A 14,494-nucleotide genomic window follows, 5' to 3' on the forward strand; every position below is an offset into this window, starting at 1 on the left:
CCGTTTTGGTTGGAAGCATTGCTCAAGCGAAAAGCGGTTTCCGCTTTTTCGCGCGATGCTCCGTCGAACCGGTCACTGCCGGCGACGTCGAGCTTAGAGCGCTAGGCGCAAAGTGAATCATGCTTATTATGTGGCCGATCATAATCGGATGTTATCGCATGCGTCTCAATCTTCGGCAGATCGAAGTCTTCCGCGCGATCATGATCACCGGCTCGATCAGCGGCGCGGCGCGGTTGCTCTCCGTCTCGCAGCCCGCCATCAGCCGCCTGCTCGCCTACACCGAGGACCGGTTGGCGCTGCGCCTGTTCGAGCGCGTGCGCGGCCGCGTCCAGCCGACGCCGGAGGCGCGGCGCCTCTTCCAGGAGGTGGATCAGGTTCATCAGGGCGTGGTCAGGGTCAATGAGCTCGCCGACGAACTGCGCGAGCGCGGCACCGGCTCGGTGCGGATCGTCGCAAGCCCAAGTGTCGGCCAGGCTGTGGTGCCGGAGGCGATCGCGCGCCTGCGAAATCACTTCCCGGATCTGCGCGTCGAGTTCGAGGTGCTGACCTTGCTGGAGGTCGTCGCCAAGGTCATTGCCGGACGTGCCGATCTCGGCGTCTCGATCATTCCGGTCGACGAGCCCACGCTCAATACGGAGGTGCTTGCGGAGGGACGGTTGATGGTGGTGATGCCGCGCGATCATGCGCTCGCCCGGTTGCGCGTCGTCCGCCCGGCCGATCTTGCGTCCTATCCCTTGATCGGCTTCGGGCCGCAGACGCCCTATGGCGATGTCGTTGGCCGTGCCCTCGCGTTGAAAGCAGCCCCGCTGAGGATCAGCACCGTCGTCCGCTTCACGCCGGTTGCCTGCGCCATGGTCCGGGCGGGCGCGGGTGTCGCAGTGGTCGACGAATTCGTTCTGCGCGGAGGGACGTGGCCGGATCTGGTGTCGCGCCCGCTGGCGCCGAAGACACGGGTGCGTGTTCATCTGTTGACGCCGCGCTTCGAGCCGTTGTCGCGGACGGCAAGTGTTTTCGTCGACATTCTGCGTAGCCTGGTGCCGTCGCCGCCAGCAGACAGGGAACACCAGGAAACTGTATAACATCAGGTTATTGAAACCTGACAACAAATGATTGGCTGGGCATGATTTTGCCCTGTTAGGCTCACTTTGGGCATCGCCGGATCGTGGCATGTAAGGGGTGCAGCGATCGCGCCGGAGCCACCACGCATAACGGGAGCGGGAAATCATGAAGCTGAGTTCGATCAAGCTGACACGTGCCGCCGCCGCGGGCGTCGTCCTCGCCGCGATGCTCGCCATGCCGGCCATGGCGCAGGATGCCGACCATCCGCAGGGCGAGAAGCTGAAGGTGGCATGCGATCTCGGCTTCGCACCGTTCTGCTTCAAGACGCCGGCGGGCGAGACGACCGGCTTCACCTATGACATGTCGGTCGCGCTGGCCAAGCAACTCGGGCGACCCGGCGTTGACGTTACGGATTCCAACTTCTCGGCGATCTTCGCAGGCCTGTTCTCCAAGCGCTACGAGATGATCCCCGCGCCGACCAACATCACGGCCGAGCGCGCCGCGCAGATGCTGTTCAGCGAGCCCTATATGCCGACGGGTCTCGGCTTCCTCGTCAAGAAGGGCGGCAAGATCACCAATCTGGAAGAGCTGAAGGGCAAGGCGGTGACCGTGAACAACGGCTCGATCTCCGACAAGTGGCTGACCGACAACGAAGCCAAGTACGGCTATACGATCCAGCGCTACAACAAGAACGCCGATGCCGTGCAGGCGGTTATGATCGGGCGCGCCTTCGCCAATGTCGCCGACGTTCCGGTCTCGCGCTATGTCGCGACGCAGACCCCGATGGCCGAGGTCGCCTTCGTTTTCAACAGCGGCAACAATTTCGGCATCGCCTTCCGCAAGGAAGACGCAGCGTTCCGCGCCAAGGTCGAGATGGCGTTGGAATGCATCAAGACTGACGGCACGCTGGCCAAGATCCACGAGAAATGGTTCGGCGTGAAGCCGGCGGCCGATTCCTCGACCGCGAAAATCTATCCCGGCACCGGTGCACCGAACTTCGAAGGCTATGACGCGACCGAACACAAGGCCGCCTGCAAGTGAAATCCGTGCCCGCCACGGCGGCGGCCGAGGCGATCGTGTCGATCGAGGGGCTGCGCAAGAGCTTCGGCCAGGTCGAGGTTCTGCGCGGCATCGATCTCGAGGTCGGCAAGGGCGAGGCCGTGGTGATCGTCGGCTCCTCCGGTTCGGGCAAGAGCACTTGCCTGCGCTGCATCAACCGGCTGGAGGAACCGACGGCGGGCACGATCCGGGTCGGCGGGCAGGAGGTCACCGGCCCCAAGGTTGATCTCGACCGCCTGCGCCGCGGCATCGGCATGGTCTTCCAGGGCATCCATCTCTATCCGCACAAGACGGCGCTGGGGAATGTCTCGCTGGCGCTGCGCAAGGTCGTTGGCCTGAGCAGGGAGGAGGCGGAACAGAAGGCTCGCCGCCATCTCGAGGTCGTCGGCCTCGCTCACAAGGCCGACGCTTATCCGGCCGAGCTCTCCGGCGGCCAGCAGCAGCGCGTCGGCATTGCTCGCGCCATGGCGCTGGAGCCGCAGGTCATGCTCTTCGACGAACCGACCTCGGCGCTCGATCCCGAACTCGTCGGCGAAGTGCTCAACGTCATGGTCCGCACCAAGGAGATGGGCATGACCATGATCGTGGTGACCCATGAGATGAAGTTCGCGCGCGATGTCGCGGACCGTGTCGTCTTCATGGACCATGGCGCGATCCTGGCCGAGGGCACGCCGCAGGAGATTCTGGTTGATCCGCAGCATCCGCGCATCAGGGATTTCGTGATGCGCTCGCACGGCTGACGGTGCCCATGGACCAGATCGTCCGCTATTTCTTCGATTTCTCGCTGATGTCGGCGTTCTGGCCGGACATTCTGCGCGGTTTTCTCATCACGGTGCAGATGTCGATCCTGACGATCCTGATCGGCATCCCGCTCGGCCTCGGGCTCGCGGTGCTCAGGCTCTACGGCATCCGGCCGCTGAACTGGCTGATCATTTTCTATATCGACTTCTTCCGCTCGATCCCGCAGCTCGTGCTGATCGTGCTGGCCTATTTTGCGCTGCCCTATTTCGGCTTGGTGCTGGAACCCATCACCGCGACCGTGCTGGCACTGGCGATCGTGCTCTCGGCCTTTGCCGAGGAGATATTCTGGGCCGGTATCAACGCTGTGCCGAAAGGCCAATGGGAGGCCGGCCGCTCGACCGGCCTGAGTTTCAGCAAGACGCTGGCCTACATCATTTTGCCGCAGGTGGTGCGCATCTCGATCCCGCCTTTGACCAATCGCGCCATCGGCATCAGCAAGGGCACGACGCTGGGGTCGGTCGTGGCGGTGCCGGAACTGCTCAACGTGACCTCCAGCATCCAGTCCAACGTCGCCAATCCGACCGCGCTGACCGTCGGCGCTCTCCTCTTCCTGCTGCTGTTCCTGCCCTTCGTGCGGTTCACGCGCTGGCTCGAACGCGCCTATGCGCACCCGAGGTCATGATGGACGATCTCGTCACGACCTTCCTCAATCTCGACGTCCTCAAGCAGGTCTGGCCGCTGCTGCTGCAGGGGTTCTGGATGACGCTGGCGCTGGCTGCCGTCGCCGTGCCGCTTTCGGTGCTCGCAGGCATCGCGATCGCCATGGCGCAGGACGTGCCGAACCGGCTGCTGCGCTTCCTGCTGATCGCCTATGTCGACGTGCTGCGGGCGATCCCGCCGCTGGTGCTGTTGATCTTCATCTTCTTCGGCCTGCCTTTCCTCGGCCTGAAGCTGAACGAGTTCACCGCCGCCGTTCTGGCGCTGACACTGAACGGATCGAGTTATTTCGCCGAGATATTTCGCGCCGGCATCGAATCGGTCGCGAGGGGCCAGCGCGAGGCGGCCCGCTCGACCGGCCTGAGCTGGTACCAGAGCATGATCCATGTCGTGGTGCCGCAGGGTACGCGCAACGTCCTGCCGGATCTGATCAGCAACACGGTCGAGTTGGTGAAGCAGACCTCGATCGCTTCGGCCGTCGCCTTGCAGGAATTGCTGCGCTCGGCCCAGCTCGCCCAGGGCCTGCTCTACAACCCGACCCCGCTGATCGCGGCGGCGATCGTCTATTTCCTGATGTTCTGGCCCTTCGTGCGGCTGGTCTCGCGCCTGCAGAACCGCACTGCCATGTCCCCCGCATGACGGAGGTGCCGCCCGTCGCGTCAAGCCGCGATGGGGAAAAGCCGCGTGATGCGGTTCGGGTTGGTTTCGGCGAGGAAAATATCGTCGGCCGGTCCGAGCCACATTCCATGCGCGCCGTTGAGGACCGGCCGGCAGCGGCCGAGCAGGGCGCCATCCGCCGAGAGCAGGCTGAGTGTCGGAATGGAATCGCAGACATAGATGCGATTCTCGGCATCGGCGACGACGTCCTGCGGCCGCAGGAACGTATCCCAGACAGCGAGAAGCTCGCCCTTGGCGCTGAAGCTCTGCACGCGGCTGTTCTCGCGGTCGGCGACAATGACGCGCCCGTCGCGGAGCACGCAGATGCCGTGCGGCGTCAGGAAGGCACCGGGCGCCGTTCCGACCGAGCCCCAGCTCGCGATCAGGTCGCCACTTGCATCGAACCGGTGGATGCGTCCGTTGCCATAGCCGTCGGCGACGTAGAAGCCGCCATCGGACACAAAGGCGATATCGCTGGGATGGTTGAAGGGATGGCCGGGCCGGTGGCTCTCGCCGATCTGCTGTCGCACGCGACCCTCGTCATCGCACAGGAAGATGCGATGCGCGTCGCGGTCGACGATCGCGAGGCCGCCATCGGGCGTCATCGCGATCTTGTGGGCGTCGACGCAGAGCTTTTCGCCCCAACTCCCCACGAAGCTGCCGTCAGTCCCGAGCGTGATGACGCAGGGGCCTGCGGGATCGACGGCACTGTCGCGGCGCAAGAGGACATGGACCAGCCCGTCCTCGCTGACCGCGAGATCGGTGATCCGCCCCGGCGTCGCGGGCAGGACGCCCCAAGGGCGCTGGATGCCGTAGCGCCTGTCGCCGAGCACGACGCGCAGTTCCGTGTCCATCCTGCTCCCTCGTCGTTGCACGCGCCGCGGGGCGCCGTTTCACGCTCCCGGGTGTCTCGCCCTCGACGCCCGCGCAGACTGCCTCCGGGCGAGCGGCGTTGCGCGCGCCTCACATCGAGAGCTCACCGATCGGTCGCTGGCCGTCGCCGTTCGGTCCGTTGTCCAGAAGTCGCCGGGGAGAGCGTTCAGGCGCTTTCCGGCTTGCCGAGCGGGGCACCGACGCCGGTCCGCTCGGTCAGCAGACCGTAGTGCTCCACACGCCGATGCCTGGCGAAGTCGAAGATCGTCGCCTTGCCGAAACGGGTGTCGTCGAGATCGCAGGGATGGACGAGCACCCCGTCCTCCTCGTGCTCGAGCTCGCCGACGATCTTGCCGTCCGGCGCTGCGATCAGCGTGCCGCCGAAGAGATGGTGCCCGTCTTCGGTACCGGCCTTGCCGACGGCAACGACCCAGGTCGAATTCTGGTAGGCACCGGCCTGGACCGAGAGGCGATGGTGGAACATTCGGTCGGCGGTCGTCTCGTCGGGCGATTGCGAATTGGCGGAAGGGGTGTTGTAGCCGAGCACGACCATCTCGACGCCTTGCAGCCCCATGACGCGATAGGTTTCGGGCCAGCGCCGGTCGTTACAGATCGCCATGCCGAAGAGGCCGCCTTCGAACTCCCAGACCGGGAAGCCGAGATTGCCCGGCTCGAAATAGCGTTTCTCGAGATGCTGATGCGCCCGCTCGGGATCGAATTCGGCATGGCCGGGCAGGTGGATCTTGCGGTATTTGGCGACGATGCGGCCACCGCGATCGACCAGGATCGAGCTGTTGAAATGCCGCCCTTCCGGAGTGAGTTCGGCATAGCCGAAGCTCATGGCGAGGCCGAGCTCGCGGGCCTTGTCGAACAACGGCTGCGTGTCCGGGCCGGGCATGCTGCGTTCGAACCACTCGTCGGCGTCCGCCCGGTTCTCATGATACCAGCGCGGGAAGAAGGTCGTCAGCGCCAGCTCGGGGAAAACCACGAAGGTCGCGCCCTGCGCCTTGGCTTTTTCGAGCAGCGCGATCATCCGGTCGACGACCTGCTTGCGGCTGTCGGCGCGTTGGATCGGACCCAACTGTGCGGCGGCGACGGTGATGAGGCGGGGCATCGCAGTTTCCTGATGTGGCCTGTGATCTGGTTGTCTCGGGAAACGGCCGCGTGGCCGTTCCACCAACAAGCTCTAGAGGGCTCGTCTTCTTTGTTCTCATGCTTTATTCGGGATCAGGCATAACCTGATGTTATCCAGCTCCCGTTCGTCCCTCGCGTCAGGCCTGCGTGTGCCGCCGCAGTGACCAGAGCGCAAAGGCGCCGGAGACCGCCAACTGGCCTGCGACCAGCAGGTAGGGCCAGTCGAAGCTGCCGGTCCGGTTTGCGGTGACAGCGAAGATCAGGGGACCGCAGATCGAGCCGACGAAGCCGAACAGGCTTGCGCCTGAGGCCACGTCGCCGATCAGGGCGGGCGGCGACACCCGCGCCAGTTCGGCCATATGCACGCCGTTCCAGCCCATCGAAGTCGCGCCGACGAGCGCCATGCAAGAATAGGTCACCCAGGGGTTCGTGCCGCCCATGCCGACCAGCAGGGCGATGGCCGAGCCGGCGGCGAGCGCCAGAAGGCAGAGCAGATGCAGGCCGCTGCCCATCCGGTCTGCCAGCCAGCCGAAGAAGATGCGTGCGAGGGTGCTGGCGACGAGCAGGGTCGCGACCAGATGTCCGGCTTGGGCCAGCGTCTTGCCATGCTGGGTGATCATGTAGGTCGCGGTGAAAGCGGTGATGCTGGCCTGCGTGATCGAGAAGGAGACGCCGAGCGCCGTCAGCATCGGCAGCGAGGCATGCGAGCTCAGCACCCGCGCCGAGCGCGCCAGCGACGAGGGCGACAGGAACATCCGCGCCCAGGCACGGTTCTGCGTGCCTTTCTCTGCGTCCAGGCTCCTCCGGAAGGGTTGCACAGCCAGCCCGCTGACCAGGACGGTGGCGACCACGGCCCAGAGTGCGCCGACGAATCCGAAACCCGACACCATCGGCGCGATGGCGAAACCCGCGATGGCGCCGCCGAGCGGAACGCCGGCCTGCTTGATCGAGAAGACGAGCGTCCGGTGGCCGGCCGGCGCCGTGCGCATCAGAATCTGGCTGCCGGCTGGGGTGTTGGGCGCGAGGCCGAGCCCCACCAGCAGGGCGCCGGCAAGGCCTATCGCCGCGAAGGGGAGGGACAGGAGCAGCAGTCCTGCTGCGATGAAGGCAAGCCCGATCTGCAAGGCCCGTACCGGCCCGTGATGATCGAGCATCGGATTGCCGCAGGCGAGAAACCAGCAGATGCCGACCGAAACCACGGACGAGACATAGCCGATGCTCTCGGGCGCGAGGCCCCAGCGCAGTGTCAGGAGCGGGCCGAGAAGCGGAATGGCGGCCCCGGCGAAGGAACTCACGACCTGGACGAGCAGAGTGGCGCTGAGTGCGCTTCCCCACAAAGGCAGCTTCAAGGCGGACTCTCCGATCCCGTCGCCATCCACTTGTCCCGCTTCTCGGATCGAACGGGTAGGAGCGGCGGCTCGGATCGTTCATCCGGCAAGGGCCGCGAGCGGTCGAGATGGTTCGATGCGCTGGCGGGGCTGCGTCAGGAGCATGCAGGCCCTCAGGCGGAGGCCGGCTCGATCAGCACGAGCCGTTTGCCGGCCTGAACCGTGTCGCCCGGTCTGCAGGCGACATCGGCGACGACGCCGCCGACGCCGGCCGGGAGCGAGGTGAACAGCTTCATCGATTCCAGCACGATGACGACCTGTCCGGCCTCGACCCTGTCGCCCGGCGCGACGCGGACTTCGGCGACCACACCCGGCATCGGGGCGAGGACCGCCCCGGAGCCGGCTCCGCCGCTGCCTGTTGCCGCCGCCGGCCGCGCTTCGCTGCCGATCCGGATCGTGAAGGTCTCGCCGTCGAGCGTCAGCCGGATGTCCCCGGCGCTTGCGGCATGGCTGCCGCGCAGGAGCCGGTCTTCGAAGGTGAGTTCGAAGCTCCCGGAACCGATCCGCAACGCCAGTTCGATCTCGCCCCCGGGATCGAGGACGATCTGCCGGCCGTTCGGCAGCAAACGGACTTCCAGCTTGGTCGCGCCATCTTCTGCATCGGCGAGCAGGTGGCTGGTCGCCACGCCGCCGGCCGGCGCCAGCAGGCGGAATCCGGCCAGACGATCCCAGGCATCGACCTGTGGGCGTGCCGCCTTCTGCTGTTCCAGCCAGAGGAGCGCCGCGACGGCGCGCGCCAGCCTTTGTCTCGGCCGCTTGGCGGCCCAGCCCTCTGGAAAGGCTTCGTCGATGAAGCGCGTCGTTGCCTTCCCTTCGACGAAAAGCGGATGCTCCACCGCATCGATCAGGAAGGGCAAGGTGGTCGCTGGGCCGAGAATCGCGAAATCTCGCAAGCCAGCCGCCAGCCGTGCGCAGGCGGCCCTGCGGTCCGGCCCGGCCGCGATCGCCTTGGCCAGCAGCGAGTCATAGAACAGCGTGACCTCCGAACCGGCCCGCACGCCGCTGTCGACGCGGATCGATGCCGGCTCCGCATAGCCCTCAATCCGCCCGGTATCGGGCCGAAAACCCCGGTCTGCGCGCTCGGCGGTGATGCGGGCCTCGATCGCGTGTCCGCTTTCGCGGATCTCATGCTGCAAGGCCGGCAGCCGCTCGCCGGCCGCAATCCGGATCTGCCATTCGACGAGATCGTAGCCGGTTATCGCCTCGGTGACGGGGTGCTCGACCTGCAGGCGGGTATTCATTTCGAGGAACCAGGGTTCGTCGAACCCATCCTCCAGGATGAACTCGACCGTGCCGAGATTGTCGTAGCCGATGGCCTTTGCCAGCGTGACGCCACGTTCCAGCAGCTTGGCCCGGATCGCGGGCGCGAGGTTGGGCGCGGGCGCCTCTTCCAGCACCTTCTGGTTGTTGCGCTGGACCGAGCAGTCGCGCTCGAAGAGATGCACGACATTGCCGTGCCTGTCGCCGGCCACCTGCACTTCGAGGTGGCGCGGGCGCATCACAAGCTTCTCGATCAGGAGGGCGGGGTCGCCGAAGGCGGCCTGCGCCTCGGCCCGCGCCATTTCGAGCGCCGGCACCAGCTCCGCGGCCGCGAAGACCCGGCGCATGCCCTTGCCGCCGCCGCCGGCCGAGGCCTTGATCATCACCGGGTAGCCGATCCGCGCCGCGGCATCGGCTAGCGCCGCATTCGACTGGTCCGCGCCGGCATAGCCCGGCACGCTCGGCACGCCGGCCTTCTCGGCGATCAGCTTCGAGCCGATCTTTGGCCCCATCGCGGTAATGCATTCGGCGGAAGGGCCGACGAAGATGCGTCCCGCCTGCCGGCAGAGCAGCGGCAGGTCCGGCTTTTCCGAGAGGAAGCCATAGCCCGGATGGATCGCTTCCGCACCGCTACGTGCCGCAGCCTCCATGATCGCTTCCGCCCGCAGATAGCTGTCGCGCGCGGCGGCAGGGCCGATCCGGACGGCCTCGTCGGCGAAGGCGACATGCTGCGCATCGCGATCGGCATCGGAGAAAACGGCGACGGTGCGGATGCCGAGGCGCCGGCAGGTCCGTATGATCCGCACGGCGATTTCACCGCGATTGGCGACGAGCAGGGAGCCGATCATCGGGGTCACATCCGGTAGACGGGGCGATGCCCGGGCAGGTCGATCTCGCGCGCGGCGAGCGAGAGGCACAGGCCGATCACGTCGCGCGTCTGGGCCGGCTCGATGATGCCGTCGTCCCAGAGTCGCGCCGTCGCGTAATAGGGCGTGCTCTGCTCCTCGAACTGGCGGCGCGTCTCGCGATCGAGTTTTTCAATATCGGCCTCGTTGGCATTGCCGCGTGTCAGGCTCGAACGGCGCAGTTCGGTGACTACCGTTGCCGCGACGTCCGGCGACATCGTCGCGATCCGCGCATTCGGCCAGGCGAAGAGGAAGCGCGGCTGGAAGCCCCGGCCGCACATGCCGTAATTGCCGGCGCCGTACGAACCGCCGATGATCACGGTGTAGCGCGGCACGCGCGCGTTCGAGACGGCATAAACCAGCTTGGCCGAATGCTTGGCGATGCCGCTGCGTTCGGCCTCGGTGCCGACCATGAAACCGGTGATGTTCTGCAGGAACAGCAGCGGGATGCGGCGCTGGTCGCAAAGCTCGATGAAATGCGCGCCCTTCAGCGCGCTGTCGGAGAACAGGACGCCGTTATTGGCGATGATGCCGACCGGCTGGCCGTGGATATGGGCGAAGCCGGTGACCAGCGTCGCGCCGAAATCCGGCTTGAAGGCATCGAAGACGCTGCCGTCGACCATGCGGGCGATGACTTCGCGGACGTCGAAGGGTTGCTTCAGGTCGGTGCCGACGATGACTTCGATCTCGTCGGGATCATAGAGGGGCGCGGTGACGGGACGCGCCGGGATACGCGAAGACGCCGGCCAGTTCAGCGCGCCGACGATGTCGCGAACCTTCGCGATCGCCTCATGCTCATCCTCCGCCAGATAGTCGCTGACGCCGGAAACCTGCGTATGCATTTCGGCTCCGCCCAAGGTCTCGCCATCGACGATCTCATTGATCGCGGCCTTCACGATCGGCGGCCCGCCGAGATGGATGCGGCCGGTGCCGCGCACCATCACGACCTCATCGGAGAGGGCAGGAATATAGGCGCCGCCGGCCGTGCAGCCGCCGAACACCGCCGAGATCTGCGGCAGTCCGGCCGCCGACATACGGCATTGCTGCAGGAAGGCGCCGCCGAAATGGTCGCGGTCGGGGAAGACGCGGTCCTGCTCCGGCAGGAAGGCACCCCCGCAATCGACGAGATAGACGCAAGGCAAGCGGTTCTCGAAGGCGATCTCCTGCGCCCGCAGGTGCTTCTTGACGGTCTCATGGAAGAAGGAGCCGCCCTTCACCGTCGCGTCATTGGCGATGATCATGCAGGGCGTGCCGCAGACCATGCCGATGCCGGTGACGATGCCGGCGCCCGGCACCTCGTTGCCATAGAGCTCCCAGGCAGCGAGCGGGGAAAGTTCGAGGAAGGGCGACAGAGGATCGACCAGGAGGTCGATGCGCTCGCGCACCGGAATCTTGCCGCGTTCGCGATGGCGCGCCCTGAGCTTCTCGCCACCGCCGGCCAGCACGCGCGCGTGGCGCTCCCGCAGGGTCTGGATGAGCGCGCCATAGGCGGCCCGCTTCTGCTGCTGCTCGGCTCCGGTGCCAACCCTGCTTTCGATGACCGGCATGCGTGCTGAGCCTCCTCGGCCTCCCGGCGGCTGGTCCGCCCATGGAGAGGCGCCATCTACCTACCTGCCGGTAGGCAGATGGGCAAGAGGCGTTGACGGTGGCCTGCGCGGTGATGCGCGATTCAGATCAGGACACGCGAAGCCGGGGAACGTTCGATCATGGCCGGCATTCGTTATGCTGACACGCGCGTGTTGATATATTGATATCAATCCATTTGAGGAGCGTTGAAGCTCCCGCCACAATGGAGACGACCATGAAGATCGTGACCAGCCTGAGTTTTCGGGGTGAATGCCGGGCGGCGTTCGAGTTCTACGCCAAGGTTCTCGGCGGCAAGATCACCGCAGCCATGCCTTATGGCGACGCGCCGCCCGGCATGCCGATCACCGACGAGAAATACAAGACCTGGCTGATGCATTGCTGGCTGGAAGTCGGCGATCAGGCCCTGATGGGCGCCGACATGGACACGGCGTGGGCGCCGAACGTCGACAAGCCCAAGAACGGCTTCGACGTCACCTTGCATACCGGGGACAAGGCGCAGGGCCAGCGCTGGTTCGATCAGCTTTCCGCGGGCGGACGCGCCGTCATGCCGTTCGGCGAAACCTTCTGGTCGCCCGGCTTCGGCTCACTCGTCGACAAGTTCGGCATTCCCTGGATGATCAATACCATCCCGGCGGCCGACTGGAAGCCGTCGCAGGGCTGATCACGCTGTCAGGCGCGCTCCGCGGAGAACCGCGGGGCGCGCGGCTCGCTCACGCGAGATGGAAGGACTGCTGCAGCACGTCCCGCGAATCCAGCCCGAGCTGGACATCGAACTGGCCGCTCTCGATCACCTCTTTCAGCTCGCCATTCACGAACTTGAGCTGTTCCGGGCCGACTTCGAAGCGCACGGCGCGGCTTTCGCCGGGCTTGAGCGTCACCTTCTGGAAGCCCTTCAGCTCCTTCACCGGTCGCGCGATCGAGGCGTAGGGGTCGGCGATGTAGAGCTGCACGACATTGGCGCCCGCGAAACTGCCGGTATTGGTCAGCGTCGCCTCGGCGGTCAGCTTCTCACCGCGTCTGATGCGGCTGGCCGAGAGCTTGAGGTCGGTCAGGGTGAACGTGCTTAAGCTCAGGCCGAAACCGAACGGATAGAGTGCGCCCTGCTCCTCCTCGAAATATTGCGAGGTATAGTTACCCGGCTTGCCCGGCGTGTAGGGCCGTCCGATCCGCAGTGCGTTGTAATAGGTCGGGATCTGGCCGGCCGAGCGCGGGAAGCTGATCGGCAGCTTGGCCGAGGGATTGTGGTCGCCGAACAGGATGTCGGCGATAGCATTGCCACCCTCGGTGCCGGCATACCAGGTCTCCAGCAGCGCATCGGCATTGTCCTTCTCCCAGCCGATGGCGAGCGGCCGGCCGTTCATCAGCAGGACGACGAGCGGCTTTCCGGTCGCCTTCAGCGCCTGCAGCAGCTTGCGCTGCGAGCCAGGCATCTCGATCGTGACGCGGCTCGAGGATTCATGCGACATGCCGCGCACCTCGCCGACGACGGCGATCACCACGTCGGACTGGTTGGCGACCGCGACAGCCTCCTCGATCATCACGTCGAGCGGGCGCGGGTCCTGGATGACCTCGGGCTTGTCCCAGTTCAGGAAGTTCAGGTAGTCGACCACCTTCTGGTCATCGAGCACGTTGGCGCCGCGTGCGATCAGGAGCTTGGCCTTGTCGCCGATCGCCTTCTCGATGCCGGCCTTGACCGTGACGGCCTGTTCGGCGACGCCTTGCGCCGACCAGCTGCCGAGGATGTCGAGCCCGGAATCGGCGAGAGGCCCGACGAGTGCGATCGTGCCCTGCTTCTTCAGCGGCAGGGTCTGGTTGCGGTTCTCCAGCAGCACGATGGAGTCGCGGGCGATCTCGCGGGCCGGCTCGCGGTGCAGGCGGTCGTTCGAGCGTACATCGACGGGATCGTCCTCCTGCTTGCCCATGCGCAGGAACGGGTTGGCGAAGAGGCCCATGTCGTATTTGGCGCCGAGCACCTCGCGCACGCAGGCGTCGAGTTCGGCCATCTTGATCTCGCCGGACGCGATCAGCCCGGGCACCTCGGCGAGATAGACCTGGTCGGCCATGCTGAGGTCGATGCCGGCCTTGATCGCGAGCTTGGCCGCCTCGCGGTTGTCGCGGGCGACGCCGTGGCGCGTCAGCTCCGTGATCGCGCCATGGTCGCTGACGGTGACGCCCTTGAAGCCCCATTGCTTGCGCAACAGGTCCTGCATCAGCCAGGTATTGGAAGTCGCCGGCACGCCGTTGACCGAATTCAGTGCGACCATGACGCCGCCGGAACCCGCATCGATAGCCGCCTTGTAAGGCGGCAGATAGACCTGGTGCATGCGCAGCGGGCTCATGTCGACCGTGTTGTAGTCGCGCCCGCCTTCGACCGCGCCATAGAGCGCGAAATGCTTGACTGCGGCCATGATGGTGTCGGGCTGGTCGGGCGAGGTGCCCTGGAAGCCGCGCACGCTGGCTCGGGCGCATTCGCTGACGAGATAGGGATCCTCGCCGAAGCCCTCGGAGGTGCGGCCCCAGCGCGGGTCGTGGCTGATGTCGACCATCGGCGCGAAGGTCATGTCGACGCCGTCATTGCAGGCCTCGACCGCCGAGACGCGGGCCATCCGTTCGATCACGGCCATGTCGAAGCTCGACGCGAGGCCAAGCGGGATCGGGAAGGTGGTGCGGTGGCCATGCACCACGTCATAGGCAAAGAAGAGCGGGATCTTCAGGCGGCTGCGCTTGACGGCGGCTTCCTGGAGCGGCCGATTGTCGCGCCGGACCACGGTGTTGAACGAACCGGCGATGCGCCCGGCCGCAACCTCGTCCATCAGTTGCGCGTGCGGCATCTCGGGGCCGATGCTGATCAGGCGCAATTGCCCGACCTTCTCGTCGACCGTCATCTGCCCGATCAGTTTGTCGACGAAAGCCTTCTTCGTCGCGGCGCGATCGGCGGCGCGCGCCGGTTTCGACCTGGCTGCCGCAGGACCCGCGGCCATCCCCGCCACAAAGGCGGCCGAGGCCATGGCACCGAGCGCCTGCCGGCGGGAAAGGCCGGCATTGGCCTGCTCAGGGGACACCGTCTCCAGTCCTTCGACGACCGGCGCAGCGTTCTTGTGATCCATGCTGTGT

Annotated in this window: 12 protein-coding genes; 6 read left to right on the forward strand and 6 right to left on the reverse strand. The window is 66.0% G+C overall.

The window, feature by feature from the left end; genetic code table 11:
- Positions 1-158: 158 nt before the first annotated feature.
- The 5 genes from J0I42_RS09335 to J0I42_RS09355 all read left to right on the forward strand — a co-directional run bounded on the left by J0I42_RS09335 (position 159) and on the right by J0I42_RS09355 (position 4,215).
- Positions 159-1,079 carry a LysR family transcriptional regulator gene (locus tag J0I42_RS09335; protein WP_291654549.1) on the forward strand — a complete coding sequence of 307 codons (921 nt, stop codon included), beginning with the start codon at positions 159-161 and terminating at the stop codon, positions 1,077-1,079.
- A 145-nt stretch (positions 1,080-1,224) separates the two neighbouring features.
- Positions 1,225-2,100, forward strand: a complete 876-nt coding sequence (locus J0I42_RS09340) for a substrate-binding periplasmic protein (RefSeq protein WP_291654550.1) — start codon at positions 1,225-1,227, stop codon at positions 2,098-2,100.
- Positions 2,097-2,858 carry an amino acid ABC transporter ATP-binding protein gene (locus J0I42_RS09345; protein ID WP_291654551.1) on the forward strand — a complete coding sequence of 254 codons (762 nt, stop codon included), beginning with the start codon at positions 2,097-2,099 and terminating at the stop codon, positions 2,856-2,858. Before J0I42_RS09340 ends, J0I42_RS09345 begins: the two co-directional genes overlap by 4 nt.
- Before the next feature lie 8 nt (positions 2,859-2,866).
- On the forward strand, positions 2,867-3,541 hold the full coding sequence (locus J0I42_RS09350) for an amino acid ABC transporter permease (RefSeq protein WP_291654552.1): 675 nt from the start codon (positions 2,867-2,869) through the stop codon (positions 3,539-3,541).
- Positions 3,541-4,215, forward strand: coding sequence for an amino acid ABC transporter permease (locus tag J0I42_RS09355; RefSeq protein ID WP_291654553.1), 675 nt, complete (start codon positions 3,541-3,543; stop codon positions 4,213-4,215). Before J0I42_RS09350 ends, J0I42_RS09355 begins: the two co-directional genes overlap by 1 nt.
- A 20-nt stretch (positions 4,216-4,235) precedes the next feature.
- Here the strand turns inward: J0I42_RS09355 and J0I42_RS09360 are convergent, their stop codons facing one another.
- The 5 genes from J0I42_RS09360 to J0I42_RS09380 form a co-directional block, all read right to left on the reverse strand.
- Positions 4,236-5,087: an NHL repeat-containing protein gene (locus tag J0I42_RS09360; protein ID WP_291654554.1), complete on the reverse strand. Its 852-nt coding sequence runs from the start codon at positions 5,085-5,087 to the stop codon at positions 4,236-4,238.
- 185 nt (positions 5,088-5,272) lie between these two features.
- Positions 5,273-6,220: an N-carbamoyl-D-amino-acid hydrolase gene (locus J0I42_RS09365; RefSeq protein WP_291654555.1), complete on the reverse strand. Its 948-nt coding sequence runs from the start codon at positions 6,218-6,220 to the stop codon at positions 5,273-5,275.
- A 157-nt stretch (positions 6,221-6,377) separates the two neighbouring features.
- Complete coding sequence (locus tag J0I42_RS09370) at positions 6,378-7,589, reverse strand: MFS transporter (RefSeq protein WP_291654556.1); 1,212 nt, start codon at positions 7,587-7,589, stop codon at positions 6,378-6,380.
- Between the two features lie 152 nt (positions 7,590-7,741).
- Positions 7,742-9,736 (reverse strand): acetyl/propionyl/methylcrotonyl-CoA carboxylase subunit alpha, encoded by a 1,995-nt coding sequence (locus J0I42_RS09375; RefSeq protein WP_291654557.1) that lies wholly within the window; start codon positions 9,734-9,736, stop codon positions 7,742-7,744.
- A gap of 5 nt (positions 9,737-9,741) precedes the next feature.
- A complete protein-coding gene (locus J0I42_RS09380) occupies positions 9,742-11,340 on the reverse strand; it encodes an acyl-CoA carboxylase subunit beta (RefSeq protein ID WP_291654558.1) in 1,599 nt (532 codons plus the stop codon).
- A 254-nt stretch (positions 11,341-11,594) separates the two neighbouring features.
- On the opposite strand from J0I42_RS09380, the gene J0I42_RS09385 reads away from it, so the two are divergent.
- A complete protein-coding gene (locus J0I42_RS09385) occupies positions 11,595-12,041 on the forward strand; it encodes a VOC family protein (protein ID WP_291654559.1) in 447 nt (148 codons plus the stop codon).
- A 49-nt stretch (positions 12,042-12,090) separates the two neighbouring features.
- Here the strand turns inward: J0I42_RS09385 and bglX are convergent, their stop codons facing one another.
- The gene (gene bglX / locus J0I42_RS09390; protein WP_291654560.1) at positions 12,091-14,487 is read right to left on the reverse strand and encodes a beta-glucosidase BglX; all 2,397 of its coding nucleotides are present in this window, start codon (positions 14,485-14,487) and stop codon (positions 12,091-12,093) included.
- Positions 14,488-14,494 lie beyond the last annotated feature (7 nt).

Origin of the sequence: Allobosea sp., assembly GCF_017308015.1 — a bacterium.
Classification (GTDB): Bacteria; Pseudomonadota; Alphaproteobacteria; order Rhizobiales; family Beijerinckiaceae; genus Allobosea.

What these genes read in the sequence shown, in the direction of transcription:
- J0I42_RS09335 (WP_291654549.1), top strand. Translation starts at nt 159, where the DNA reads ATGCGTCTCAATCTTCGGCAGATCGAAGTCTTCCGCGCGATCATGATC.
- J0I42_RS09340 (WP_291654550.1), top strand. Translation starts at nt 1,225, where the DNA reads ATGAAGCTGAGTTCGATCAAGCTGACACGTGCCGCCGCCGCGGGCGTC.
- J0I42_RS09350 (WP_291654552.1), top strand. Translation starts at nt 2,867, where the DNA reads ATGGACCAGATCGTCCGCTATTTCTTCGATTTCTCGCTGATGTCGGCG.
- J0I42_RS09355 (WP_291654553.1), top strand. Translation starts at nt 3,541, where the DNA reads ATGGACGATCTCGTCACGACCTTCCTCAATCTCGACGTCCTCAAGCAG.
- J0I42_RS09360 (WP_291654554.1), bottom strand. Translation starts at nt 5,087, where the DNA reads ATGGACACGGAACTGCGCGTCGTGCTCGGCGACAGGCGCTACGGCATC.
- J0I42_RS09365 (WP_291654555.1), bottom strand. Translation starts at nt 6,220, where the DNA reads ATGCCCCGCCTCATCACCGTCGCCGCCGCACAGTTGGGTCCGATCCAA.
- J0I42_RS09375 (WP_291654557.1), bottom strand. Translation starts at nt 9,736, where the DNA reads ATGATCGGCTCCCTGCTCGTCGCCAATCGCGGTGAAATCGCCGTGCGG.
- J0I42_RS09380 (WP_291654558.1), bottom strand. Translation starts at nt 11,340, where the DNA reads ATGCCGGTCATCGAAAGCAGGGTTGGCACCGGAGCCGAGCAGCAGCAG.
- J0I42_RS09385 (WP_291654559.1), top strand. Translation starts at nt 11,595, where the DNA reads ATGAAGATCGTGACCAGCCTGAGTTTTCGGGGTGAATGCCGGGCGGCG.
- bglX (WP_291654560.1), bottom strand. Translation starts at nt 14,487, where the DNA reads ATGGATCACAAGAACGCTGCGCCGGTCGTCGAAGGACTGGAGACGGTG.